General features: G+C 68.6%; 17 protein-coding genes. 12 read left to right on the forward strand and 5 right to left on the reverse strand.

Annotation, left to right across the window (positions count from 1 at the left end):
- The first annotated feature begins 431 nt into the window (after positions 1-431).
- From ACFJGT_RS26055 to trxA, 8 genes are all read left to right on the forward strand, one after another.
- Positions 432-2,870, forward strand: coding sequence for an ATP-binding protein (locus ACFJGT_RS26055; RefSeq protein ID WP_377844411.1), 2,439 nt, complete (start codon positions 432-434; stop codon positions 2,868-2,870).
- Positions 2,867-4,423 carry a tRNA (adenosine(37)-N6)-threonylcarbamoyltransferase complex ATPase subunit type 1 TsaE gene (gene tsaE / locus ACFJGT_RS26060; RefSeq protein WP_377844415.1) on the forward strand — a complete coding sequence of 519 codons (1,557 nt, stop codon included), beginning with the start codon at positions 2,867-2,869 and terminating at the stop codon, positions 4,421-4,423. The genes ACFJGT_RS26055 and tsaE overlap by 4 nt, the downstream gene beginning before the upstream one ends.
- A gap of 28 nt (positions 4,424-4,451) precedes the next feature.
- Entirely contained in the window at positions 4,452-5,192 is a 741-nt protein-coding gene (locus ACFJGT_RS26065) for a nucleotidyltransferase family protein (protein ID WP_377844418.1), read from the forward strand.
- A complete protein-coding gene (gene addB, locus ACFJGT_RS26070; RefSeq protein WP_377844420.1) occupies positions 5,185-8,292 on the forward strand; it encodes a double-strand break repair protein AddB in 3,108 nt (1,035 codons plus the stop codon). Before ACFJGT_RS26065 ends, addB begins: the two co-directional genes overlap by 8 nt.
- A complete protein-coding gene (gene addA / locus ACFJGT_RS26075; protein WP_377844422.1) occupies positions 8,289-10,880 on the forward strand; it encodes a double-strand break repair helicase AddA in 2,592 nt (863 codons plus the stop codon). Before addB ends, addA begins: the two co-directional genes overlap by 4 nt.
- The gene (locus tag ACFJGT_RS26080) at positions 10,841-11,785 is read left to right on the forward strand and encodes a PD-(D/E)XK nuclease family protein (RefSeq protein ID WP_377844425.1); all 945 of its coding nucleotides are present in this window, start codon (positions 10,841-10,843) and stop codon (positions 11,783-11,785) included. Before addA ends, ACFJGT_RS26080 begins: the two co-directional genes overlap by 40 nt.
- Positions 11,782-12,441 (forward strand): DUF1345 domain-containing protein, encoded by a 660-nt coding sequence (locus ACFJGT_RS26085; protein ID WP_377844429.1) that lies wholly within the window; start codon positions 11,782-11,784, stop codon positions 12,439-12,441. The genes ACFJGT_RS26080 and ACFJGT_RS26085 overlap by 4 nt, the downstream gene beginning before the upstream one ends.
- A gap of 117 nt (positions 12,442-12,558) precedes the next feature.
- Positions 12,559-12,879 carry a thioredoxin gene (gene trxA, locus ACFJGT_RS26090; RefSeq protein WP_038366779.1) on the forward strand — a complete coding sequence of 107 codons (321 nt, stop codon included), beginning with the start codon at positions 12,559-12,561 and terminating at the stop codon, positions 12,877-12,879.
- Between the two features lie 79 nt (positions 12,880-12,958).
- Here the strand turns inward: trxA and ACFJGT_RS26095 are convergent, their stop codons facing one another.
- Positions 12,959-13,345, reverse strand: a complete 387-nt coding sequence (locus tag ACFJGT_RS26095) for a DoxX family protein (RefSeq protein ID WP_377844432.1) — start codon at positions 13,343-13,345, stop codon at positions 12,959-12,961.
- Between the two features lie 253 nt (positions 13,346-13,598).
- Here ACFJGT_RS26095 and ACFJGT_RS26100 point away from each other — a divergent pair, with 253 nt between their 5' ends.
- Positions 13,599-15,764 (forward strand): transglycosylase domain-containing protein, encoded by a 2,166-nt coding sequence (locus ACFJGT_RS26100; protein ID WP_377844435.1) that lies wholly within the window; start codon positions 13,599-13,601, stop codon positions 15,762-15,764.
- A 3-nt stretch (positions 15,765-15,767) separates the two neighbouring features.
- Here ACFJGT_RS26100 and ACFJGT_RS26105 read toward each other — a convergent pair whose 3' ends face one another.
- The 3 genes from ACFJGT_RS26105 to ACFJGT_RS26115 all read right to left on the reverse strand — a co-directional run bounded on the left by ACFJGT_RS26105 (position 15,768) and on the right by ACFJGT_RS26115 (position 18,893).
- Complete coding sequence (locus ACFJGT_RS26105; RefSeq protein WP_377844437.1) at positions 15,768-16,964, reverse strand: multidrug effflux MFS transporter; 1,197 nt, start codon at positions 16,962-16,964, stop codon at positions 15,768-15,770.
- A 79-nt stretch (positions 16,965-17,043) separates the two neighbouring features.
- Positions 17,044-17,673 carry a glutathione S-transferase family protein gene (locus ACFJGT_RS26110; protein ID WP_377849077.1) on the reverse strand — a complete coding sequence of 210 codons (630 nt, stop codon included), beginning with the start codon at positions 17,671-17,673 and terminating at the stop codon, positions 17,044-17,046.
- 20 nt (positions 17,674-17,693) lie between these two features.
- Positions 17,694-18,893 (reverse strand): diaminopropionate ammonia-lyase, encoded by a 1,200-nt coding sequence (locus ACFJGT_RS26115; protein ID WP_377844439.1) that lies wholly within the window; start codon positions 18,891-18,893, stop codon positions 17,694-17,696.
- Positions 18,894-18,997: 104 nt separating this feature from the next.
- On the opposite strand from ACFJGT_RS26115, the gene ACFJGT_RS26120 reads away from it, so the two are divergent.
- Both ACFJGT_RS26120 and ACFJGT_RS26125 read left to right on the forward strand, forming a co-directional pair.
- Complete coding sequence (locus ACFJGT_RS26120; protein WP_377844442.1) at positions 18,998-19,477, forward strand: Lrp/AsnC family transcriptional regulator; 480 nt, start codon at positions 18,998-19,000, stop codon at positions 19,475-19,477.
- A gap of 115 nt (positions 19,478-19,592) precedes the next feature.
- Positions 19,593-21,383: a chloride channel protein gene (locus ACFJGT_RS26125; RefSeq protein WP_377849078.1), complete on the forward strand. Its 1,791-nt coding sequence runs from the start codon at positions 19,593-19,595 to the stop codon at positions 21,381-21,383.
- A 9-nt stretch (positions 21,384-21,392) separates the two neighbouring features.
- On the opposite strand, the gene ACFJGT_RS26130 is transcribed toward ACFJGT_RS26125, so the two are convergent.
- Positions 21,393-21,908, reverse strand: a complete 516-nt coding sequence (locus ACFJGT_RS26130; protein ID WP_377844444.1) for a haloacid dehalogenase — start codon at positions 21,906-21,908, stop codon at positions 21,393-21,395.
- A gap of 171 nt (positions 21,909-22,079) precedes the next feature.
- On the opposite strand from ACFJGT_RS26130, the gene ACFJGT_RS26135 reads away from it, so the two are divergent.
- Complete coding sequence (locus ACFJGT_RS26135) at positions 22,080-23,147, forward strand: ABC transporter ATP-binding protein (protein ID WP_377844446.1); 1,068 nt, start codon at positions 22,080-22,082, stop codon at positions 23,145-23,147.
- Positions 23,148-23,150 lie beyond the last annotated feature (3 nt).

Raw genomic sequence — 23,150 nt, forward strand, 5'->3', positions numbered from 1 at the left:
CGCTCCCGATCGCGAGGCCCGGCGTCAGCCGGGCCTTTTTTTATGGCTGTGCCTTCTGGGAATCACCCCCGGAAACACTACAGATTGTGCCGATACGCCTCCATGCCGCTAGGCGTTGATGGTCCCCGGCCGTGAGCCGGTTCGCCCGCAAAATCGAACGATTTACCGGCCATTAAGCACTTCCTGACGGACTCCAGCGGTGATTAGAGTGGGACTGATTCGGCCGCCGCGATGCGCGGGCCGGATCGAAAGCTCTGATGTGATTGGCGTGGTGGCGAGCGTGGATCGGCCCCTCCGGAGATGGCAGCCCTGCCAGCTCCCCTGGCCGATTCCGACGAGCCCGATGGATAGGGCGGCTTGAGGCCGCCGGAGAGACGACGGACGCAAGAATGGCACGGGCGAGGCGACAGGGGCGAGATGGCGGCCGGCGTTTGCGCGCATTGCTGCCCGCGCTGGCGGCGGCGTCGGTCACCGTTCCCGGCATGGCGCGCAGCGAATGGCTGGCGCCCGCCCCATTCGACACCATGAGTTCCGGCGGGCTTTCGCTGGTTCTGGCGGGCCTGACCGTCTTCGCCACGACGACATCGTTGATCTATGTGCGCGAGCGGACGCGCTGGCAGAAGCGCGAGGCCAAGCTCGCGGCCGATCTCGAAGCGGCACGCAGCCACCAGGAGCGGCTTTCCATCCTGCTCGCGGCCGATCCGCAGGTGGTGGTGAGCTGGAAGGGCCGCGACGCCGAGCCCGTGTTCGAAGGCGATAGCGGCTTTCTGGGTGCTCCCGGTGCGACGCTGGCGCTGGCTTATGGCAGCTGGGCGCCCCCGGCCGATGCCAAGCGCCTGGAACTCGCGACCGATGCGCTCAAGCAGCGCGGCGAGGCGTTCAATGTCACGCTGCGCAGCAAGGCGGGGCCCTTCATCGATGTCGAAGGGCGCCCCGTCGCCGGGCGCGCGGTGATCCGCTTCCGCGAGGTGACGGGCGAGCGAGCGCAGGTCATGACCCTGCGCGGCGAGCTCGAGCGCGTGACCGCAGGCCATGCGGCGCTGTCCAGCTTGCTCGCCGGGTTGCCGCACCCGGCCTGGATGCGCAATGCCGACGGCCGCCTGACCTGGGTCAACGCTGCCTATGCCCGCGCCGTCGAAGCCATTGACGCAGCGACCGTCGTGAAGGGTGGGCTCGAGCTGCTCGATCGCACCGAACGCGACGCCGCAGCGCGCGCACGGCGCGAAGGCGGGACCTTCGCCGCGCGCTCGCCGGCCGTCGTTTCCGGCCAGCGGCGCACGCTCGACATCATGGAATTGCCGACCGCGACCGGCTATGCCGGCTTTGCCATCGACATGAGCGAGCTGGAGGCGATCCGCGCCGACCTGCAGCGCCAGATGGACGCCCATGTCGGCACGCTCGACCGGCTCAAGACGGCGGTTGCGGTCTTCGACGGCGCCCAGCGGCTCGTCTACCGCAATGCCGGCTTCGAGACGCTCTGGTCGCTGGAAGGCGGCTTCCTCGACGGTCAGCCGACCGACGGCGAGATTCTCGACAGGCTGCGCGCCGAGCGGCGTCTGCCCGAGCTGGGCGACTACCGCAGCTGGAAGGCGGCGGCACAGGCCGCCTATACCGCGACGCGTGCCAGCGAGGACTGGTGGTATCTGCCGGACGGGCGCACCGTCCATGTCGTGGCCAGCCCCAATCCGCAGGGCGGCGTCACCTATCTCTATGACGACGTCACCGAGCGCTTCACGCTGGAATCGCGCTTCAACGCCCTTTCCCGTACCCAGCGCGAGACGCTGGATTCGCTGCGCGAGGGGGTCGCCGTGTTCGGCTCGGACGGGCGGCTCAAGCTCTCCAACCCGGCCTTCGCCCAGTCCTGGCGCATCCAGGGCGGCGATCTCGCGGCCAGCGCGCCGCATATCGACGAGGTCATCCGGCTCTGCCGGCCGCTCTTCCCGCAGGACGAGGTCTGGAGCGAATTGCACAGCGTCGTCACCGGCGTGCGCGACGCGCGCGAGGATTACAGCAGCCGCATCGAGCGGCGCGACGGCACGGTGCTCGACATGGCCGCGGCACCGCTGCCGGACGGCGCGACGCTGATCTCCTTCGCCGACGTCACGGCCAGCGTGAATGTCGAGCGCGCTCTGACCGAGAAGAACGAGGCGCTGGAGACGATCTCGCGGCTGCGCGAGGATTTCGTCCATCACGTCTCCTACGAATTGCGCTCGCCGCTCACCAACATCATCGGCTTCGCGCAATTGCTGGGCACCGAGACGGTCGGCGCGCTCAACGAGAAGCAGCGCGACTACACCTCCCATATCGTCCGTTCGTCGGGCGCGCTGCTCGCCATCATCAATGACATTCTAGACCTCGCCACGATCGACAACGGCGCGCTGACGCTCGAAATCCAGGATGTCGATGTCGCCGACACCATCGCCCAGGCAGCGGCTGGATTGAACGATCGGCTGACGGATACCAAGCTCGATCTCAAGGTTGAGATCGACCCGCGCACCGGCCCGCTGCGGGCCGACGGCAAGCGCTTGCGGCAGGTGCTGTTCAACCTGCTCTCCAATGCCATCGGCTTCTCCTCCGCCGGCCAGACCATCACGGTGAACGCGACGCGCACCGGCGGAGATATCCGCATCACGGTCGCCGATCAGGGCCGGGGCATTCCGGCCGAGGTCGTGGAGAAGGTGTTCGAGCGCTTCGAGAGCCATTCGCTCGGCTCCAGCCATCGCGGCGTCGGCCTCGGCCTCTCCATCGTCCGCTCGATCGTCGAGCTCCATGGCGGCCATGTCGAGCTCGATTCCGCCCCTGGCAGCGGCACGCGGGTGACGGCGGTCTTCCCGGCCCAGGGCGTGCCGCTCTCGGATGCCGCCGAATGACGGAAGAAGCCCGCAAGGCCGGCACGCACCGGCTTCTGCTGGCGGACGAGGCGGCGACGCTGCGCCTCGCCGCCGATATCGCCGCCATTCTCAAGCCCGGCGACATCGTCGCGCTCTCGGGCCATCTCGGTTCCGGCAAGTCGCTGCTGGCGCGGGCCATCCTGCGCGAACTTGCGCGCGATCCGGCGCTGGAGGCGCCGAGCCCGACCTTCACGCTGGTTCAGAGCTACGAGACCGCGCAGGGCACGGTGCTCCATGCCGATCTCTACCGCGTGCGCTCCCCCGACGAGCTCGACGATATCGGGCTGGTCGAGGATATCGATCGCCTGATCCTGCTGGTCGAATGGCCGGACCGGGCGGGCTCGCGCCTGCCTGCCGGGCGCCGCCTCGACATCGTGCTCGATGTCGACCCCGATCATCCCGAGACCGGCCGCATCGCCGATCTCTCGGGCGGCGTGCTCTGGAAGCAGCGCCTCGCGATCGCGGTCGCGTCGCGCCGGCTCCTCGACGCTGCCGGCTGGGGGGAAGCTCGCCGCGACTTCATGCTCGGCGACGCCTCGACGCGGGCCTATGAACGCCTGACCCGGCCGAGTGGCGAGAGTTCGATCCTCATGATCTCGCCGCCGCGTCCGGATGGCCCGCCGATCCGCCTCGGCAAGCCCTATAGCGCGCTCGCCCATCTCGCCGAGAATGTCGAAGCCTTCGTCGCGATGGATCGCGGCCTGCGCTCGCTTGGCTATTCCGCGCCGGACATCCTGGCCGAGGACCTGAACACCGGCCTGCTCGTCCTGGAAAATCTCGGCAACGAGGGCGTGATCGATGCCGAGCGCCGGCCGATCGCCGAGCGCTACGAGGCTGCGGCACGGCTGCTCGCCGATCTTCACCGCCATACCTTGCCGGCGATCCTGCCGGTTGCCGAAGGAATCGACCACGCCATCCCCGAATACGACCGTCAGGCCATGGCGATCGAGGCCGAATTAATCCTGGAATGGTATGCGCCGCATATCGCCGGCGTGACGCTGCCGGCGGTGACGCAGGCCGAGTTCGCGCGGATCTGGAACAAGCTCTTCGACGAGATCCTCGCCCAGCCGGCGACTTGGACCTTGCGCGACTACCATTCGCCGAACCTGATCTGGCTCGAAGGGCGCGAAGGCCATGCCAAGCTCGGCCTGATCGATTTCCAGGACGCGGTGCTCGGCCACCCCGCCTATGACCTGGCCTCGCTCGGCCAGGACGCGCGCGTCGATATGCCGGCTTCGCTGGAACTGCGATTGCTCGCAGCCTATGGCGCGGCCCGTCGGGCCGATACGCCGGATTTTGACCTGGCCGATTTCGCCCGCGCCTATGCCATCCTCGGCGCGCAGCGCAACACCAAGATCGCCGGCATCTTCGCCCGCCTCGACAAGCGCGACGGCAAGCCGGACTACCTCAAGCATCTGCCGCGCATCGAGGGCTATCTGCGCCGCAATCTCGATCACCCCGCCCTCGAAGAGCTGAAGGCCTGGTATCAGGCGCATATGCCGAAGCTGTTCGAGACCGAAGCGGCGGATTAAGCTCAGGCAGATCGACACGGAGATTCGCGTGACCACAACCGCTTCGCCGCCGATCCGCCGGGCGATCGTGCTGGCGGCCGGCCTCGGGCAGCGCATGCGCCCGATCACCGATACGCTGCCCAAGCCGCTGGTGAAAATCGGCGGCAAGGCGATGCTCGACCATGCGCTCGACCGGCTGGCGGAGGCCGGTGTCGAGGAGGCGGTCGTCAACGTCCATCACCTCGCCGGGCAGGTCGAGGCGCATGTCGCCAGCCGCATGCGCCCGCGCATCACCATCTCGGACGAGCGTGGCGAATTGCTCGAAACCGGCGGCGGCGCCAGGAAGGCCTTGCCGCTGCTCGGCGACGGGCCGTTCTTCAGCGTCAACTCGGATTCGCTCTGGAGCGAGCGCGGCGTCTCCAATTTCGGCGCGATGGCCGCCGCCTGGGATGGCGACAAGATGGATATGCTGCTGCTGCTGGCGGAGCGCGAGAGCAGCGTCGGCTTCAACGGCCCCGGCGATTTCTTCCGCGACGACGAGGGCCGTCTGGCGCGGCGCGGCGCGGCCGCAAGCGCACCATACGTCTATGCCGGCATCGCGATCGTGACGCCGGACTTCTTCGTGGACACGCCGGCCTCGTTCTCGTTCAACCTGCTCTTCGACCGAGCCATCGCGCGTGGGCGGCTTTCCGGCCATGTCCTCAAAGGCCGCTGGCTGCATGTCGACCGGCCGGAGGCGATCGCGCCGGCCGAGGCCGCTTTCGCCGCCGCCCAGCCGGTCGATGCCTGAGCTCAACCTGTTCAGCATCCCGGCCGGCGCGCCCTTCCTGGAGGTGCTGGCGCAGGCGATGCTGGATGGCCGGCTCGGGCCGGTCCATGACCCCGCCGATCCCGCCGCGATGGCACGGACGACGCTCTACCTGCCGACGCGTCGTGCCGCCCGAGCCTTCGCTGCGATCCTCGCCGGCAAGCTCGGCGGCAAGCCGCTGCTGCTCCCGCGCATCGTCCCGCTCGGCGATGTCGACGAGGCGGAGACGGCGCTGATCGGTGCCGGCGCCTGGGCGGAAGAGCGCGTCGCCCCGATCGCACCGCTCGAACGCCGCATGCTGTTGACGCGGCTGGTCGATGCCTGGGGCCGCACGGCCAATCGCAACCATCTCCGGCTCGATCCGAGCGAGCCCGCCCTGGTGCCGGCGACGCTGGCCGAAGCCTATGGGCTCGCCGGCGACCTCGCCGCCCTGCTTGACCAGATGCAGACGGAAGGCGTCTCGGTCGAACGGCTCGCCTCGCTCGATGCCGCCCGCTTCGACCGCGTCTGGCAGCTCAATGCGGGCTTCCTCGCCATTCTCGGCGAGGCCTGGCCCGAAATCCTGGCCGAGCGCGGCGCCTGCGACCCGGCCGACTTCCGCAACCGCATGCTCGCGGCCGAGCGCGACCGTCTGCTTGCCGGCGGTGCGGCCGGGCCGATCATCGCGGCCGGCTCGACCGGCACGGTCCCCGCGACCGCACGTTTGCTCGCGGCCATCGCCCGCCTGCCGAATGGCGCCGTGGTCCTGCCCGGCATCGATCTCGGCCTGGAGCAGCGCGCCTGGGACGCGATCATCAGGGAACCTGCCCCGTCCCACCCGCAAGCGGCCCTGCACCACCTGCTGGAGACGCTCGAAGCGGTCCGCGACGACGTGCGCGAGCTGTCGCAGCCTGATGCCGCGCGCCGGGCCCGCGCTGCGTTGCTGCGCGAGGCGATGCTGCCCGCCTCGGTCACGGAACTCTGGTCCGATATCGGCGCCCGCATCCCGCAAGCGATGGCGGCTGAGGGTTTCAAAGGCCTGCGCGTCGTCGAAGCCGCGGACGAGCGCGAGGAGGCGCTGATCGTCGCCATCGCCTTGCGTGAGACCTTGGAGCGGCCGGGCGCCCACGCGGCACTGGTGACGCCGGATCGCGGCCTCGCCGAGCGCGTCGCCGTCGAGCTCAAGCGCTGGGGTGTCGAGGTCGATGATTCCGCCGGTCTGCCGCTCGGGCGCTGGCCGGCGGGCTCGCTGCTGCGGCTCATCCTCGAAGCTGTACTGGCCGAGATGGCGCCGATCGCCCTTGTGCCGCTGCTGGCCCATCCGCTCTGCCGTCTGGGCCTCGGCCGGGATGCGCTCGCGCGTGGAGCCGCTGCGCTCGAGATCGGGACATGGCGCGGCCAAGCGGTCGGCCGCGGCATGCCAGGTCTTGAGGCCGCACTGGCGAATTGGGAGGCGATCCGCGAGAGCGGGCATGTCCCGCGTCCGCGCAAGCGCCTGACGGCCGAAGATCAGGCAGCCGCGGCGAAGGTGCTGCATGCGCTCGGCGCGGCCAGCGCATCTTTGCGCGAGGCGTTCGCTGCCGAGGCGCCGTCATTGGCCGCCGTCGTTTCGGCGGCATGCGCGACTGTTACCGCCTTGAGCCTGAGCGAGGCCGGCACACCGCTCGCCTTCGTCGGGCCGGATGGCGAAGCGCTCTCCGGGCTTTTCGACGAGCTGGCCGGCGCCGAGCCCGTGATGCCGCCGAACGGGACGGCACGCGATTTCGTCGCCATTCTCGATGGGCTTCTGGCGGAAACCGTGGTCAAGCGGGCGGCGCCGGGCTATCCGCGCGTCGCGATCTGGGGCCTGCTCGAAGCGCGCCTGCTGGAGGCCGACCATGTCGTTCTCGGCGGCCTGAACGAAACCGTCTGGCCGCCGCAGACCACGACCGATTCCTTCATCAACCGGCCGATGCGCGCCGAGCTCGGCCTCTCGCCGCCGGAGCGGCGCATCGGCCAGACCGCCCATGATTTCGTCATGGCGGCGCTCGCGCCCGAGGTCACGCTGACGCGCCCGCGCAAGGCCGGCGAGGCCGAGACCATCGCGTCGCGCTTCTGGCAGCGCCTGCAGGCGGTGACGCCGCAACCGGTCTGGACGAAGGCCGTGGACGAAGGCGGGAAGCTGCGGGCCTTGGCCGGCGTGTTGAGCGCCCCCGCAAACGCGAAGCCGATCAGCCGCCCGGCGCCACGTCCGCCGCGCGACCTTCAGCCGCTCTCGCTCAGCGTAACCGAGGTCGAGACGCTCTATCGCGATCCCTATCAGATCCACGCCCGCAAGATCCTGAAGCTCGATGCGCTCGACGATCTCGTGGCCGATCCGACCGCGCAGGATCGCGGCAAGCTCCTGCACGGCATCGTCGAGGAATTCACCACGACCTATCCGGAAGGGCTGCCTGCCGATGCGCTGAGCCAACTGGTCGGGATCGGCGCCCGGCTCTTCCGCGCCTATGACGACGTTCCTGAGGTCAAGGCCTTCTGGTGGCCGCGCTTCCTGCTGACCGCCGGTCATTTCATCCGCTGGGAGGAGCGTCGACGCAGCGACATCGCCAATATCGGCGTCGAGCTCTTCACCGGCGCGAGCTTTCCGCTCGCCGATGGCAGCAGCTTTCGCCTGAGCGGCCGGGCCGACCGGATCGAACTGACGCGCGAACCGGCGCTGCGCATCGTCGATTTCAAGACCGGCGCGCCGCCGAGCAAGGCGCAGGTCGAGAAGGGCTTTGCCCCGCAACTGACGCTGGAGGCGGAGCTTGCCGCCCGCGCCGGCTTCGAGGGTTTGGCGGGCCCGACGCCGGTCGCGGCGGTGCTCTACATGAAGCTCCACCACGATCCCAAAGGCTGGGCCAAGGACAAGCCGCTGGAATTCGGCGACGAACCCTTGGCCGATGTCGCCGCACGCCATCTCGAACGCCTGCTCGAATATCTCGATCGCTTGCGCTCCAGCCGCGAGCCCTTCGTCTCGCGCCGTGCGCCTGACTACATCCGCTATGCCAGCCCCTACGATCATCTGGCCCGCGTCAAGGAATGGTCGGCCGCGCCCGGTGGTGACGAAGGGGGCGAGGCATGAAGCTCGGCTGGATCGTCCCGCCGCTGACCAACCAGCGCCAGGCGCAAGCCGCCGATCCCGGCCTCTCCGCCTGGGTTTCGGCCAATGCCGGCTCGGGCAAGACCCATGTGCTGGTCAACCGCGTGCTCCGGCTTTTGCTCGACGATGTCGCGCCCAGCCGGATGCTCTGCATCACCTATACCAAGGCGGCCGCCGCCAATATGGCGAACCGCATCTTCAAGGCGCTGAGCAACTGGGCGACGCTGTCCGACGAGGCGCTGGGGCGAGAGCTGACGCAGCTCACCGGCCGCGCGCCGACGATGGCCGAGCGGGCCAAGGCCCGCCGCCTCTTCGCGCAGGCGCTGGAGACCCCGGGCGGCCTGCGCATCGAGACCATTCACGCTTTCTGCACCCGCGTGCTCCAGTCCGCGCCCTTCGAGGCGAATGTGCCGCCCCGTTTCGAGGTCGCCGACGATCTGGCGCAGGCCGAGATGCTGCGTTCGGCCCGTCGTGAATTGCTCGCCCTCGTCGCCGCCGCGCCGAACGGACCGGAGGCGCGCGCGCTCGATCTGCTGGCGCGGCTCGCGGCGCAGGACTCCTTCGAGACGATGTTCCAGGAGGCTTTGCGACAGCGCGCGCTCTTCAGCGACGAGAACGGCCGCGCCCGTGATCCGGAGGCGGTGACAGCAGGCATTGCCGCCTTCCTCGGCATCGCGCCGGACCTGTCGGCCGATGCGATCAAGGCGCGCTTCCGCGCCGATCTGGCGGCTTTGCCGGGATTGCTTGCCCTGATCGAGGCGCTTCAGGCCGGCAGCGCCACCCGCCAGAACTTCGCGACCAACCTGCGCACCCTTCTCGCCGGACAGGATGACGGCGATCCCGTCGGTTTCTGCCGGCGCGGTTTCATCACTGGCGAGAGCACGATCAACGCCAATATCCGCGGCAAGGGCAAATCCGAGTTCGACGGCGCCTTGCTTGTCACGCTGGAGGAACTTGCCACCCTCCTGTTGGCCGCCTCCGAGCAATTGAACGCCGTCGCGATCCGCGATCGCAGCGCGGCGCTCGCCTTGCTGGTGACGCGCATGCTCGCTTCCTACCAGCGCCAGAAGAGCCTGCGCTCGCTGCTCGACTATGACGACCTGATCGGGCGCACGCGCTCGCTGCTGGAGCGGGTCGAAGCCGCCTGGGTGCTCTACAAGCTCGATGCCGGCATCGACCACATCCTGCTCGACGAGGCGCAGGATACCGGCGAGGCGCAATGGGCGATCCTGCGCAAGCTCGCGGAGGAGTTCACGGGCGGAGACGATCTCCGGGCCAAGCCGCGCACCATCTTCGTCGTCGGCGACGAGAAGCAGTCGATCTACGGCTTCCAGGGCGCCGCACCTGCCGCCTTCGGCGAGGAACGCCGCGCGCTCGGCCAGCGTATCAGAGCGGCGGAGCGGGATTTCGAGGCGATCAGCCTCAACACCTCCTTCCGCTCGGCGCCGGACATCATGCAGGCGGTCGATGCCGTCTTCGCCTTGCCCGAGCATGCGCGCGGGCTCGTCTTCGACGGCGCGGAGCGGCCGGAAATCCACGACACCGTCCGTCGCAATGCACCCGGCACCGTCGATATCTGGCCGATCGCCGCCAATGACACGGGCGAGCCGCCCGACGCCTGGACCACGCCGGTCGATGCGCCGGAGCGCCGCGGCGGCACGGTGAAACTCGCCGAGCGCATCGCGCGGACCTTACAGCGCTGGCATCGCGACCGCCGCGACGATCTCGGCCATCCCTTCGCGGCCGGCGACGTCATGATCCTGCTGCGCCAGCGCGGCGCGCTGTTCGAGGCGATCGTCAAGGCGCTGAAGGATGCCGATGTCCCCGTCGCCGGTCGCGACAGGCTGACATTGGCGGAGCATCCGGCGGTGGAAGACCTCGTCGTGCTCGGCCGCGCCCTGCTCCTGCCCGACGACGATCTGACGCTCGCGACCGCTCTCAAGACGCCGCTGATCGATCTCGACGACGACGACCTTCTCCGCCTCGCGCCGAACCGCCAGGGCTCGCTGCGCACCGCCTTGCAGGAAGCCGCGGCGGAAGAGCCGCGCTATGCCGCGGCCGAAGCGAAGCTCGTCCACTGGACGCAGCAGGCCGGGCGGCAAGGACCGTTCCGCTTCTTCGCCGACCTGCTCGGCCCCGGCGGCGGGCGCAATCTGGCGCTGGCCCGGCTCGGCGCCGAAGCGGGCGATGCGCTCGACGCCTTCCTCAACGCCGCGCTCGATCACGAGCGGCGCTACGGCCCCTCGCTCGCCGGTTTCCTCCAGCATGTCGCTGGCAGCGCCGCCGATGTGAAGCGCGATCTCTCGGCCAGCGCCGGCGAAGTCCGCGTCATGACCGTGCACGGCTCGAAAAGGGGCTTGAGGCCAAGATCGTCATTCTCGCCGATCTCGGCGTCGAGCCGGGCGCGAGGCGCCTGCCGAAGATCCTCGCCGTGCGGACGCCATCAGGCGGGCTCGTGCCGCTCTGGCCACCGGCCTCCGCCGAAGACGTTCAGGCGACCGAAGCGGCCAAGGACAGGGTGGTCGCGCAGATGGTCGAGGAGCATCACCGCCTGCTTTATGTTGCGATGACCCGCGCCGAGGATCGCCTAATCGTCTGCGGCGCGCAGCCCAAGGGCGAGGCACCGCCCGGAAGCTGGTACGCGATGATCGAGCAGGGGCTGATGCAGTCGGATGCCGGCTTGCAGCAACTCGGCGAAGGCGACGAGGCGGTTCTGCGCTTCATGGTCTCGGCGCCGTCGTCGATAGAGAACGAGGCCAGCCGGTTGGAGGCCGAGGCAAAGCCCCTCGCCGTGCCGGATTGGCTGGCGAAGCGCGTCATCCGCGAGGCCGAGCCCTTGCCGCCGCTGAAGCCGTCGAGCGCTCTCACCGCTGCCGATGGCGAGGAGCGGCCCGGCGACGGCCCCTTCCTGGCCGAGGCTGCTGCGGCGGGCCGGCTGGCCCATCTGCTTCTGCAAGTCCTGCCGGGCGTTCCCGAGACGCGTCGCCTTGTAGCTGCTGAAGCCCTTGCCGAAGCGCGCGGCGGAGCGCTTCGCCCCGAGAGGCGAACCACCATCGTCGCGGATGCCGTGCGCTTGCTGGGGGCGCCCGCGCTGGCCGGGCTCTTTGCACCCGACGCTTTGGCGGAAGTGCCTGTCGCGGGCTCGATCCGCATGCCGGACGGCGAATGGCGTGCCGTCTCCGGCCGGATCGACCGGATGGCCGTCACCGCCGACGCCGTCATCGTCGCCGATTTCAAGACCACGGCGCGGCCGCCGCGCGAGGTCGATGCCATTCCCGTCACGACGGTCGCGCAGCTCGCCGCCTATGCCGCGCTGATGCGAGAGATCTATCCGGGCCGCACCGTAAGGGCCTTGGCGATCTATACCGCCAGTCTCACCTGTTTCGAACTGGATGCCGGCCGGCTCGATCAGGCGCTCGCCGCGCTTGGGGCCGGCGAGCGCGGCAGCACAACCGAGGGATCGTTCCGGCCATGAAGATCCTGCCACATTCTCTCGCCCTGCGCCCGCGCCTTGTGGCGGCTCTGGCCGCTGGAATCCTGCTCGTCCTGCTGCTGCCCGGCAACTGGCGCTGGGCGACGCGGCTGCTGGTCGCCTGGGATGCGGGCGCTATCCTCTATCTTGGCCTGCTTGCGACGACGATGTTCACCGAAACGGTCGAGCAGATCCGGGCGCGGGCCGAGCGGCAGGACGAGGGCGCCTTCGCCATCCTCGTCATCGCCTGCCTGGCGACGGGGGCGAGTTTTGTCGCCATCGTGCTTCAGCTCACCGGCATCGGCGCCGTGCCCGCCCCGGATCGCGGCCTGCATCTCGCGCTCGGCGGCGTCACGATCCTGTGTTCATGGACGCTGCTGCACGCGTTCTTCACGCTGCATTATGCCGGCGTCTATTACCGCGGCGGCAGGAAGGAGCCCTGTCTCGATTTCCCCGGCGAGGCCGATCCCGACTATGTCGATTTCCTGTATTTCGCCTATACGATCGGCTGCACCTCGCAGACCTCGGATGTCGGCGTGACCACGCGCGAGGCGCGCGGCGTCGTGCTGCTGCACTCGATTCTCGCCTTCGTCTTCAATACCTCGATCCTGGCGATGGCGATCAATGTCGGGGCGAGCCTCGTCTCGGGCGGCTCGTGACGCAGCCGGCACGATTCAGCCCTGCGGTGCACGCGCCTTGACCCGGGGGGCCGGCGTTCATAGCTTCGCTGGCGAAGGGTGGCATTGCCGCCCATTGAAACCGAAAGGCGGCCAGTCATGGCAACGAGCAAGGTTACCGATCAGAGCTTCGAGGCCGACGTGCTGAAGTCGTCCGAGCCGGTCGTGGTGGATTTCTGGGCGGAATGGTGCGGCCCCTGCCGCATGATCGGCCCGGCGCTCGAGGAAATCGCGACCGAGCTCAACGGCAAGGTCAAGATCGTCAAGATGAACGTCGACGAGAATCAGCAGATCCCGGCCCAGTTCGGCATCCGCTCGATCCCGACCCTGATGCTGTTCAAGGACGGCAAGCTCGCCTCGCAGAAGGTCGGCGCCGCCCCCAAGAGCGATCTCTCGCGCTGGATTTCCGCGGCGGTCTGAGTCGCGTCGCTTCAGGCATGAAAAAGGCCCGCTTCCGGTAAGGGAGCGGGCCTTTCCTGTTTTCGGCGCTGTCGATGCGTCAGTTCTTGCGGGATTCGACGGCGAAGGCGCCCGGACCGGCGGTGGCGATGTAGAGGAAGATGAAGCAGAACAGCATAGCGGCCTCGCCGCCGTTCAGCAGCGGATAGAAGCCCTTCGAGCCATGCGCCATCCAGTAGGCGACGGCCATCAGGCCCGAGAGGATGAAGGCGGCCGGGCGGGTCAGGAAGCCGACCAGGACGAGGGTGCCGCCGACGATCTCCAGCACGCCGGCGATCCAGGGGAGGCTCATCGCAGCAGGCAAGCCCCAGGACGGCGGCTGCGGAAAGCCGAACAGCTTCTGCGTGCCGTGCGAGATGAAGGTCAGCGCAGTGAAGATGCGGAGCAGACCGAGCGTGTACGGCGCGTAGCGGGACAGAGACTGCATGCAAGGGTCCTTGATCAGATATCGGAAGGATGGGTTGGTGCCGTCGCGGGTTCTAGGCGAGCAATCCGAACTTGCGCAATATCCCAGTCGATGACGATTCCGTTTGCGTGTTTGCAAATCACTTCACGTTTGCGCGACGACACCGCGGCCTCTGCCGCAGTGCACGCTTTACGAACCCTTAAAAGCGCCATGTTTGAATCCTGTGTGACCTGACCGCATTGCGAGGCGGCTTGGCGGCCGAAAACGGGGCAGGATGAACGACCGGATTGCACGAGGGGAGCGGCGCGAGCCCTCCTTTGGTTATGAGCGTGACGAGCGTCACGTGGACGGTGACATGCGCCTTTCTCCAGACGATCGCCCCTCACGCTTCCGCAACGCCCCGGCGCAGCCCGAGCCGAGCCGGCAACTCCGCAACCCGCCGAAGCGTGACAAGCGCAGCGGTGGTGGCGGAGGTGGCGGCAAGCGCCGCGGCCGGCGTGGCCGCCGCTCGCTCCTGGGCGGCCTGTTCTACTGGTCGATGGTGCTCGGTCTCTGGTGCGTCATCGGCATCGGCGGGCTCGTCGCCTATCACGCCTCGCAACTGCCGCCGATCGACCAGCTCACCGTGCCGAAGCGGCCGCCCAACATCGCGATCCTCGCCGCCGACGGCTCGCTGCTTGCCAATCGCGGCGAGACCGGCGGGCGCACCGTCACGATCGGAGAGATTCCGCCGTATCTGCCGCGTGCCTTCGTCGCCATCGAGGACCGGCGCTTCTACGAGCATTTCGGCATCGACCCGATCGGCATCACCCGCGCGCTCGTCACCAATCTGCGCGGGCGCGGCGTGGCGCAGGGCGGCTCGACGCTGACCCAGCAGCTCGCGAAGAATCTCTTCCTGACCCAGGACCGTACCGCCGCCCGCAAGATCCAGGAGGCGATCCTGGCGCTCTGGCTGGAGCGCACCTACACCAAGGACCAGATTTTCGAGCTCTACCTGAACCGCGTCTATTTCGGTTCCGGTGCTTATGGTGTCGAGGCCGCCGCGCAGCGCTATTTCAACAAGTCGGCGCGTTCGGTGACGATCGCCGAGGCGGCGATGCTGGCCGGGCTTGTCCAGGCCCCGTCGCGGCTCGCGCCCAACCGCAATCCCGATCTGGCCGAGAAGCGTGCCCAGCTCGTCATCGCCGCGATGACCGACCAGGGCTTCATTACCCAGGCCGCCGCCAAGACCGCGCTGACTGCACCGGCCGAGGTGCCCGAGCGGGTCGGTGCCGGCTCGGTGAACTACGCCGCCGACTACGTCATGGACGTGCTCGATGATTTCATCGGCGCGGTCGAAGGCGACGTCTCAGTCCTCACCACGATCGATTCGAAGCTGCAGTCCTCGGCCGAGACGACGCTCGTCGATGCGCTGTCGGCGCAGGGCTCCAAGCTGAATGCCTCGCAGGGCGCCGTGGTTTCGCTTGCTCCGGACGGGGCGATCCGCGCGCTGATCGGCGGGCGCGACTACACCAAGAGCCAGTTCAACCGCGCTACGGCCGCGCATCGCCAGCCCGGCTCGTCATTCAAGCCCTTCGTCTACCTGACCGCGCTCGAGAAGGGCATGACGCCCGACACCATCCGCGACGACGCTCCTGTCTCGATCAAGGGCTGGGAGCCGGAAAACTATTCGCGCAATTATCGCGGCCCGGTGACGCTCGCGACGGCGATGCAGCATTCGCTCAACACAGTTGCCGCCCGGCTGATCCAGGAGGTGACGCCCAGGGAGGTCATCCGCACGGCGCAGCGCCTCGGCATCAACTCGGCCCTGCAGCCGAACCTGTCGCTGGCGCTCGGGACATCGGAGGTGACGCCGCTGGAGTTGACGGCCGCCTACGCGACTTTCGCCAATGGCGGCCAGTCGGTGCTGCCCTATGTCATCCGCGAGGTGCGCCAGACCAATGGCAAGGTCGTCTACGCTCGCAAGGCTGCGAATCTCGGCCCGGTCATCCAGCCGCAGAATCTCGCCATGATCAACACCATGTTCAATGGCGTGATGAACGGCGGCACCGGCAGCAAGTTCAACATTCCGGGCTGGCAGGTCGGCGGCAAATCGGGCACGACGCAGGATTATGGCGATGCCTGGTTCGTCGGCTTCACCGCCAAGCTCGTCACGGCCGTCTGGGTCGGCAACGACGACGCTTCGAAGATGAAGCGTGTCACCGGCGCCGGCCTCCCCGGCGAGATCTGGGGCAAATACATGAAGGCGGCGCATGCCGGCGCACAGCCCATCCCGCTGCCCGGCGGCTTGTGGCAGGGCGCGCCGAAGGCGATCGGCGATGGCGCACCGGTTGCCGATGCGCGGTTCCCGGCCGCGCCGGCCCAGCCCCAGGGCGACAGCGGCTGGGTTCGCCCGGCGCCGCAGGAGAAGAACTTCTTCGAGCGGCTCTTCGGCGGCTGAAGCCTACGCCTTCGCCGCCCGGATGCCGCGCGTCGCGCGGAACAGGACGAGCGCCGTCACGCCCAGCGCCGACATCACCAGCGGCAGGGGCAGCGCGGCGTTCTTGAGCAGGTGCCCGACCAGCAATCCGACGCAGGCCGAGAGCAGCATCTGGCAGAGCCCGTTGAAGGAGGAGGCCGCGCCGGCCCGGTCCGGGAACGGCATCATCGCCGAGGCCTGGGCCTGCGGCATGGTCAGCCCGACGCCGCAGGCATAGAGCGCCATCGGCACGACGACCCCGGCCGCGCCGCCGATACCGGTGAGCACGCAGACCAGCATGATCAATCCGCCGCCGGCGAGGCAGGCAACGCCGATGGCGATGACCCCGTCCATGCCGCGCCGCCCGACGAGGCGCTGGGCGATGATCGTGCCCAAGATGTAGCCGAGCACGCCGAAGCCGAAGGAGAAGCCGTATGCGATCGGCGTCAGCCCGTAGACGCCGATCAGCACGAAGGACGAGCCGGAGATGAAGGCGAAGAGCCCGGCATAGGCCAGCGCCGTCAGCGCGACATAGACGCGGAAGGCGCGGTTATGCAGCAGCATCCCGAAGCCCCTGAAGATGCTGACGAGGGAGAGCGGCTGCGGCGAGCGCGCCCGCAGCGTCTCCGGCATCACCGTGACGATGACCATGGCGAGCGCCAGCCCGAAGACGAGCGAGGCGAGGAAGGTCGAGCGCCAGCCGAAGGCGACCTGCAGCACGCCGCCGATCACCGGCGCGATCGCCGGCACCAGCCCCATGATCATGCCCATGCGGGCGAGCTCGCGCCCGGCGCGCGGCCCGTCATAGAGATCGCGCACCATCGCGCGGCCGAGCACGATCGGCCCGGAGGCGCCGAGCGCCTGGAAGGCCCGCGCCAGGGTGAGCGCTTCGATAGAGGGCGCGAAGGCGCAGGCCAACGTCGCGAGTCCGAACAGGGTGAGGCCTGCCAGCAGAATCGGCTTGCGGCCGAGACGATCCGAGAGCGGTCCCCAGACGATCTGCCCGGCGGCGAAGCCGAACAGGAATGAGGAGAGCGTTGCCTGCGCGCCAGCGACATCCGTATCCATCACCCGCGCGATCTCGGGCAGGGACGGCAGATAGAAATCGGTCGAAAGCGGCCCGAGCGCCGTCAGCATGGCGAGGACGGCGGTCATCGCCAGCGTATCGGGACGAAGCTTCATGCGCGGTCTCCGGCACGGCCGGGGAAAGGCCGCGCTGCCAGGCCCTGCTACGACGTCAGCCGGTCATGCGGCAATGGCCTTAAGCCGCCGGCCGGTCCTGCGTTTCGCCGTGATAGGCGCTCGCTCGCATCGAGGCGCGCTCCGAGAACGCCTCGTACCAGCGTGTCAGTCGCGGTCGCCGATCGCGGAAATCCGGCAGGTCGCGGAATTCCAGCCAGGCGAGCGCCGTCGCCAGCCCGATATGGCCGATATGGACGGGCTCATCGAAATTCTCGTCGCGCTCCAGTACGTCGAAGCTCTCGACGAGCTTGGCCGCCTGACCCTCTTGAAGCGGCGGATAGCGCAGATGCTCCGGCCGGCGCAGCGTCTCCCAGCGCAATGCGATGCCGGCATCGCAGAGCCCCTGCGCGATGGCATGCAGGCGCAGAGCCTGCCAGCGCGACTTGCCCTCGGCCGGTATCAGCCGGAGACCGTCGTGGAGCCCGTCGAGATAGTCGCAGATCACCAGCGAATCGAAGATCGCGCCGGCCTCCGGCGTGATCAGGACCGGCACCTTGCCGAGCGGATTGACCGCGAAGACCTCCGGGTTGCGGTTGGTCGGGCTTGTCTCCTGGTCGATGATCGCGAGCCGGTCGGCGATGCCCGCCTCATGCGCGAAGACGATGGTCTTGCGCGCATAGGGCGAATGGCTCTGCGAATGCAGCGTCAGGCGCTCGAAGGTTTGCGCGGTCACGCGACCTCCTCCGGCTTCAGCCCGACGAGTTCGGCATAACGCGCCGGGTCGGTCGCCCCCTCGGTATTGACCAGGAAGACGCGGGAGCTGCCGTCGAGCTTCAGCGCGGCACGGGCCTGCGGGTCGCGCAGCGCCGCGAGCAGGCCGGCGAGCCCGGCCCCGCCGCTTTCGCCTGCGACGATGGCAGGGTCGCCCGCAGCCGGCCGGGCGAGCCGGTTCATCGCTTCGACCGCATCGGAATCCTTGGCGGTCATGAAGGCATCGGCGGCGCGATAGAGCACCCGCAGCGCCAGCGGCGAGGGATCGTAGCATTCGAGCATCGCCATCACGGTCGGCGCGCCATGCGGGATTTTGCCGGGCTTTCCGTTCTTGGCCGCCTCGAAGATGCAAGCCGCGCGCGACGGCTCGACCACCGTGAAGAACGGTCTGTCATCGCCGAAGCTGGTCTGCATCTGCGCGGCGAGCGCGGCGGCGATGCCGCCGACGCCGGCCTGCACGAAGACATGGCTCGGCCGCTCTCCGCCGAACTGTGCTTGCATCTGCGCCAGTCCCTCGCGGGCGATGGCGGTGTAGCCCTGCATGACCAGGCCCGGGATGCGCTCGTAACCGTCCCAGGAGGTGTCGGAGACGATGGTCCAGCCGCGCTGCATCGCGACGCGCGCAGCCTCGACCACGGAATCGTCATAGGTGCCGTCGACGCGCACCATCTCGGCGCCGAAGCGGGCGATGGCGGCGACGCGCTCGTCGCTGACGCCGCCATGGACGAAGATCACGGCCTTCGCACCCAGCAGTTGCGCGCCCTGCGCGACCGAGCGGCCATGGTTGCCGTCGGTCGCGCAGGCGAAGGTCATGCCGGCCGCCGCCTCGCGCACGGTGGGATCGTTGATGTCGGCATCGCCGAGCTGCCGGCCGAGCTTTTCGGACGCCGCTTCAAGCGCCAGCCGGATCACCGCATAGGCCCCGCCGAGCGCCTTGAAGCTGCCCAGCCCGAGGCGCTGGCCTTCGTCCTTGATGTAGAGCGCGCCGACGCCGAGTGCGGCGGCCAGTGCCGGGAGGCTATGGAGCGGGGTCGGGACATGGTTCGGCCGTGCGGCCAGATGCGCCGCGATCGCGTCCGCCCCGGCGGGTCCCAGCGTCGCGACATCCTTCGGGTGCAGGGCGGTGCGGTAGTCCGGATGATGGTTGAGCAGGAACATGGCGGCCTCGTCTGGCTGGGTTGCCTGAATGGATATTGCATCCCAAGCGAAAAAGGCGCTGGATTTGACCCGTGACCTTGCAAGTTTCTTTCTCGGGATGAGGCATGGCCGAGCCGACCGCTCATCAACTCGACGCTTTCGACCGGGCGATCCTCGCCATCCTCCAGCAGGACAACACCACGCCGCAGCGGGTGATCGGCGAGCGCGTCAACCTCTCGGCCCCGGCCGTGCAGCGCCGCATCCGCCGGATGGAGGCTAACGGCGTCATCCGCGCCAATGTCGCTGTGGTCGATCCCGCCGCGCTCGGCCATCCGATCACGCTCTTCGTCGAGATCGAACTGGTCAGCGAGACCGCGCCCGATATCGACGCGGCCAAGAGCGCCTTTCTCGCCGCGCCCGAGGTGCAGCAATGCTATTACGTCACCGGCGAGGTCGATTTCATGCTGGTCGTGCTGGTGCCGAGCATGGCGGCCTATGAGGCGCTGACGCGGCGCCTGTTCTTCGCCAATTCCAATATCCGCAAGTTTCGCTCCTTCGTCGCCATGGACCGGGTCAAGACAGGGCTCACGGTCCCGATCGCGTAACCGTCCTGCGGCAGGGGCGGGGCCGCCATGGCCGGGTCGTCTTGTTCCGGCCGCTCCGATATGCGACCGCGGACGGACGTGACGAACGAGCCTGACGGGCCTTGCCTTGATCACCGTGAAAGCCACCGAAGCGCTAGCCGGGACCAGCGATGCATCGCAGGGCTGGCGCGCGCTCGTCCGCTCCAGCGAGATCGGCATCGTGGTGCTCGCCTGCGTGGTCGGCGTGCTTGCCGGGCTCACCGTGCTGGCGATGTCCTTCACCACGCAGCTCCTGCATGAGCTGATCTTCGGCCTCGCGCAGGGTCAGCGGCTCTCGATCACCACCACGATTCCCGCCTGGCGAGCGATGGCCGGGCCAGTTCTCGGCGGCCTCGCCATCGGCTTCGCCTCCTGGCTGTTCTTCCGCCGCCGCAAGCAGCCGATCGATCCGATCGAGGCCAATGCCTTGCATGGCGGGCGCATGTCCTTGCGCGACAGCGTCTTCGTCGCGCTGCAGACCATGGGCTCCAGCGGTGCGGGCGCCTCTGTCGGGTTGGAAGCCGGCTATACGCAGGCCGCGAGCGGGCTCGCCTCGCATATCGGCCGCCGCTTGCGCCTGCGCCGGGCGGATATGCGCCTGATGGTCGGCTGCGCCGCAGGCGGCGCCATCGGCGCGGCCTTCGACGCGCCCCTGACCGGCGCCTTCTATGCCTTCGAACTGATCCTCGGCAGCTATTCGATCGCCGCTTTCGCGCCGGTGATGGCGGCGACCTTCATGGCGACAGTGACGCATAGCGTGCTCGCACCGGCGCTGCTCGCCGTCGAGGTGCCGCCGATCGGCACGATCACCATGGCGAATCTCCCGCTCGTCGTCCTGCTCGGCGCCGCTTGCGGGCTTGCCGGTATCGTCGTGATGCGTACGGCCGCCTTCGTCGAGGCGGGGTTCCGGCGCTCGCGGATCCCGACCTGGCTCCGGCCCGCCTTCGGCGGTCTCGTCGTCGGCGCGCTGGCGGTCTGGAACCCTTCCGTCTTCTCGGCCGGTCATGGCGCGATCAACCTCTATGTCAGCATGGATGCCAACCTGCTGCTCTTCGCGCTGGTGCTCGTCGCCAAGGCATTGGCCTCCTCGGTCTCGATCGGCTCCGGCTTCCGCGGCGGCCTGTTTTTTGCCTCGCTGCTGCTCGGCGTGCTGACCGGGCGTCTCTTCATCGGCCTGCTCGGCCTCGCCTTCCCCAATCTCGCCGGACACGAGACGCTATTCGCGCTGGTCGGCATGAGCTCGCTCGCGGTCTCGATCGTCGGCGGGCCGATGACGATGACGTTGCTTGCGCTTGAGATGACCGGGGACCTCAAATTGACGCTCGCTGTGGTCGGCGCGGCCGGCGCCGCCTCGCTCGTCACGCGCCGCCTCTTCGGCTTCTCCTTCGCGACCTGGCGCTTCCATCTGCGCGGCGAGAGTATCCGCGGCGCCCATGATGTCGGCTGGATGCGTGATCTCACGGCCGGCAGCATGATGCGCATCGAGGTGCCGAAGATCGCGGCCGACGCGACCATCGCCGAAGCCCGGCTGAAATACCCGCCGGGCTCGACCAATTACCTCGTCGCGGTCGGCCCCGGGGACGCCTATGCCGGCATGGTGCCCCCCGGCGCGCTCTACGAGCCCGATCCGGCGCTGGACGAGGAGGCGGCGGCGGAGCCCGCGCCGCGCACCGTGCGCCATCTCCTGCGCAACCCGGACCGGATGCTGCTCGCCGACATGTCGGTGCGCGACACGCTGAAGCTCTTCGAGGCGGCCGAGAGCGAGGCGCTGCCCGTGGTCGCCGACCGCGACAGCCGTCGCCTCGTCGGCATCCTCAGCGAGGCGCATGCGATCAAGCGCTATAGCGAGGAGGTCAGCCGCCGCAATCGCGAGCTGACCGGAGAATAGCGGGAAAGCTCAGGCCGAACGCAGCGCGACGCTCGCGACGACCCGCCAGTCGGCGATCGGAACGTCCTGGCCGGAGGTCACGATACCGATCCGGTCGAAGCGGATAGGACGGCCGGCGAGGCGGGCATCGATCTCGGCGATGGCCGCAGCCTTCGCAGCGACCTCGACCGGCCCGTAGAGCAGCGAGACATGCGGCATGAAGCTGGCGAAGCTCTCCGGATCGAGCCCCTGCTTGAGCGTCGCCAAGGCCGGCGAGACGGCGAAGCGGGCATAGAACGAGCGGAAATAGGCATCGCTTCCTTCGACGACGGAGACGGGTTCCGCGAAGGTCTCGACCGCGCCGGCAGCGGCCGTGATCGCCTGTTCAAGCCGTTCGGGGGGCGTCTCGGTATCGCCTTGCAATGTCAGATGCGGGGCGAAGAGTGGCGTGCCGAAACGGCTCGACAGGTCACCGACGATCCCGGCCAGCATCGCCTCGTCCGCAGGCGCCGGCATCAGCCAGAGAGAATGAATCCGCACTGTCATCCGCCCTTCACAAAGCTCTTGCATAGACTGCGCCCCGTGCGTAACGTTTATTTCAACTGAGCCGATTGTGGAAGAAATATTCCATTGTCAGGCGATAAGAGCAGAACCGGGGGAGTAGGCGCCTTGCAGCCGGAAACGCAAGCCAGAGCGGGTAGCGGCGCAGCCATCGGCGTGCGCGGTCTCAAGGTCGCCTATGGCGGCACGCGCGTGCTTCATGGCATCGACCTGGACTTCACGCCCGGCAGCTTTACCGCGCTTCTCGGCTCGTCCGGCTGCGGCAAGACCACCCTGCTGCGTTCGCTCTCCGGCTTCGTCCCGGTCGAGGATGGTTCGATCGTCGTCGGCGGTCGCGATGTCGCGGGCTTGCCGCCGGAAAAGCGCGGCATGGCCATGGTCTTCCAGTCCTATGCGCTCTGGCCGCATATGACCGTGCTCCAGAATATCGGCTACGGCCTCAAGCTGCGTGGCAAGTCCAGGGCCGAGATCGCGGCCAAGGTCGGCGAGATGCTGAGCTTCCTCGGCCTCTCCGGCTATGAGGATCGCAAGGTCACGGCGCTCTCCGGCGGCCAGCGGCAGCGCGTCGCGCTCGGCCGTGCGCTCGCCATCGATCCCGGCATTCTTCTGCTCGACGAGCCGCTCTCCAATCTCGACGCCAAGATCCGCATGGTGATGCGCCATGAGATCCGCGCCATCCAGCAGCGGCTCGGCCTCACCGCCGTCCATGTCACGCATGACCGCGAGGAGGCCATGACCATGGCCGACCGGCTGGTCATCATGCAGGCCGGCCATATCGCCCAGGTCGGCACGCCCGAAGAGGTCTATGACCGCCCGGCCAGCGCCTTCGTCGCGAATTTCATGGGCGCGGAGAACGTCCTGCCGCTCAGCGTCCGGCGGGGCGAAGGCCAGTCTTCGGTCGCAGCCGGCGATGCCCACGCGACGCTTGCCGGCGAAGCCGCGGCCGCTTTGCCGAACGGCGAGGCGCTCGCCTATTTCCGCGACGATGTCGCGAGCCTCGATGCGCATGACGCGGTGGCGGCCGGCGGCGATCTCGTCGTTCCCGGCACGATCGCCGCGCGTGCCTATCCCGGTGGCATCTACCGCTACAAGGTCGAAGCCGCCGGCCGCCAGATCACGGTCGACGATGTCGCCCGTCACGAACTCGGAACGAAGGTCGGGCTGCGCATTCCGCTGCAGCGCCTTCACATCTTCCCGGCGACCGAGGCCGGGATTGCCGCCTGACAG

Origin of the sequence: Allobosea sp. UC22_33, assembly GCF_042700715.1 — a bacterium.
In the GTDB taxonomy this organism is placed as follows: domain Bacteria; phylum Pseudomonadota; class Alphaproteobacteria; order Rhizobiales; family Beijerinckiaceae; genus Allobosea.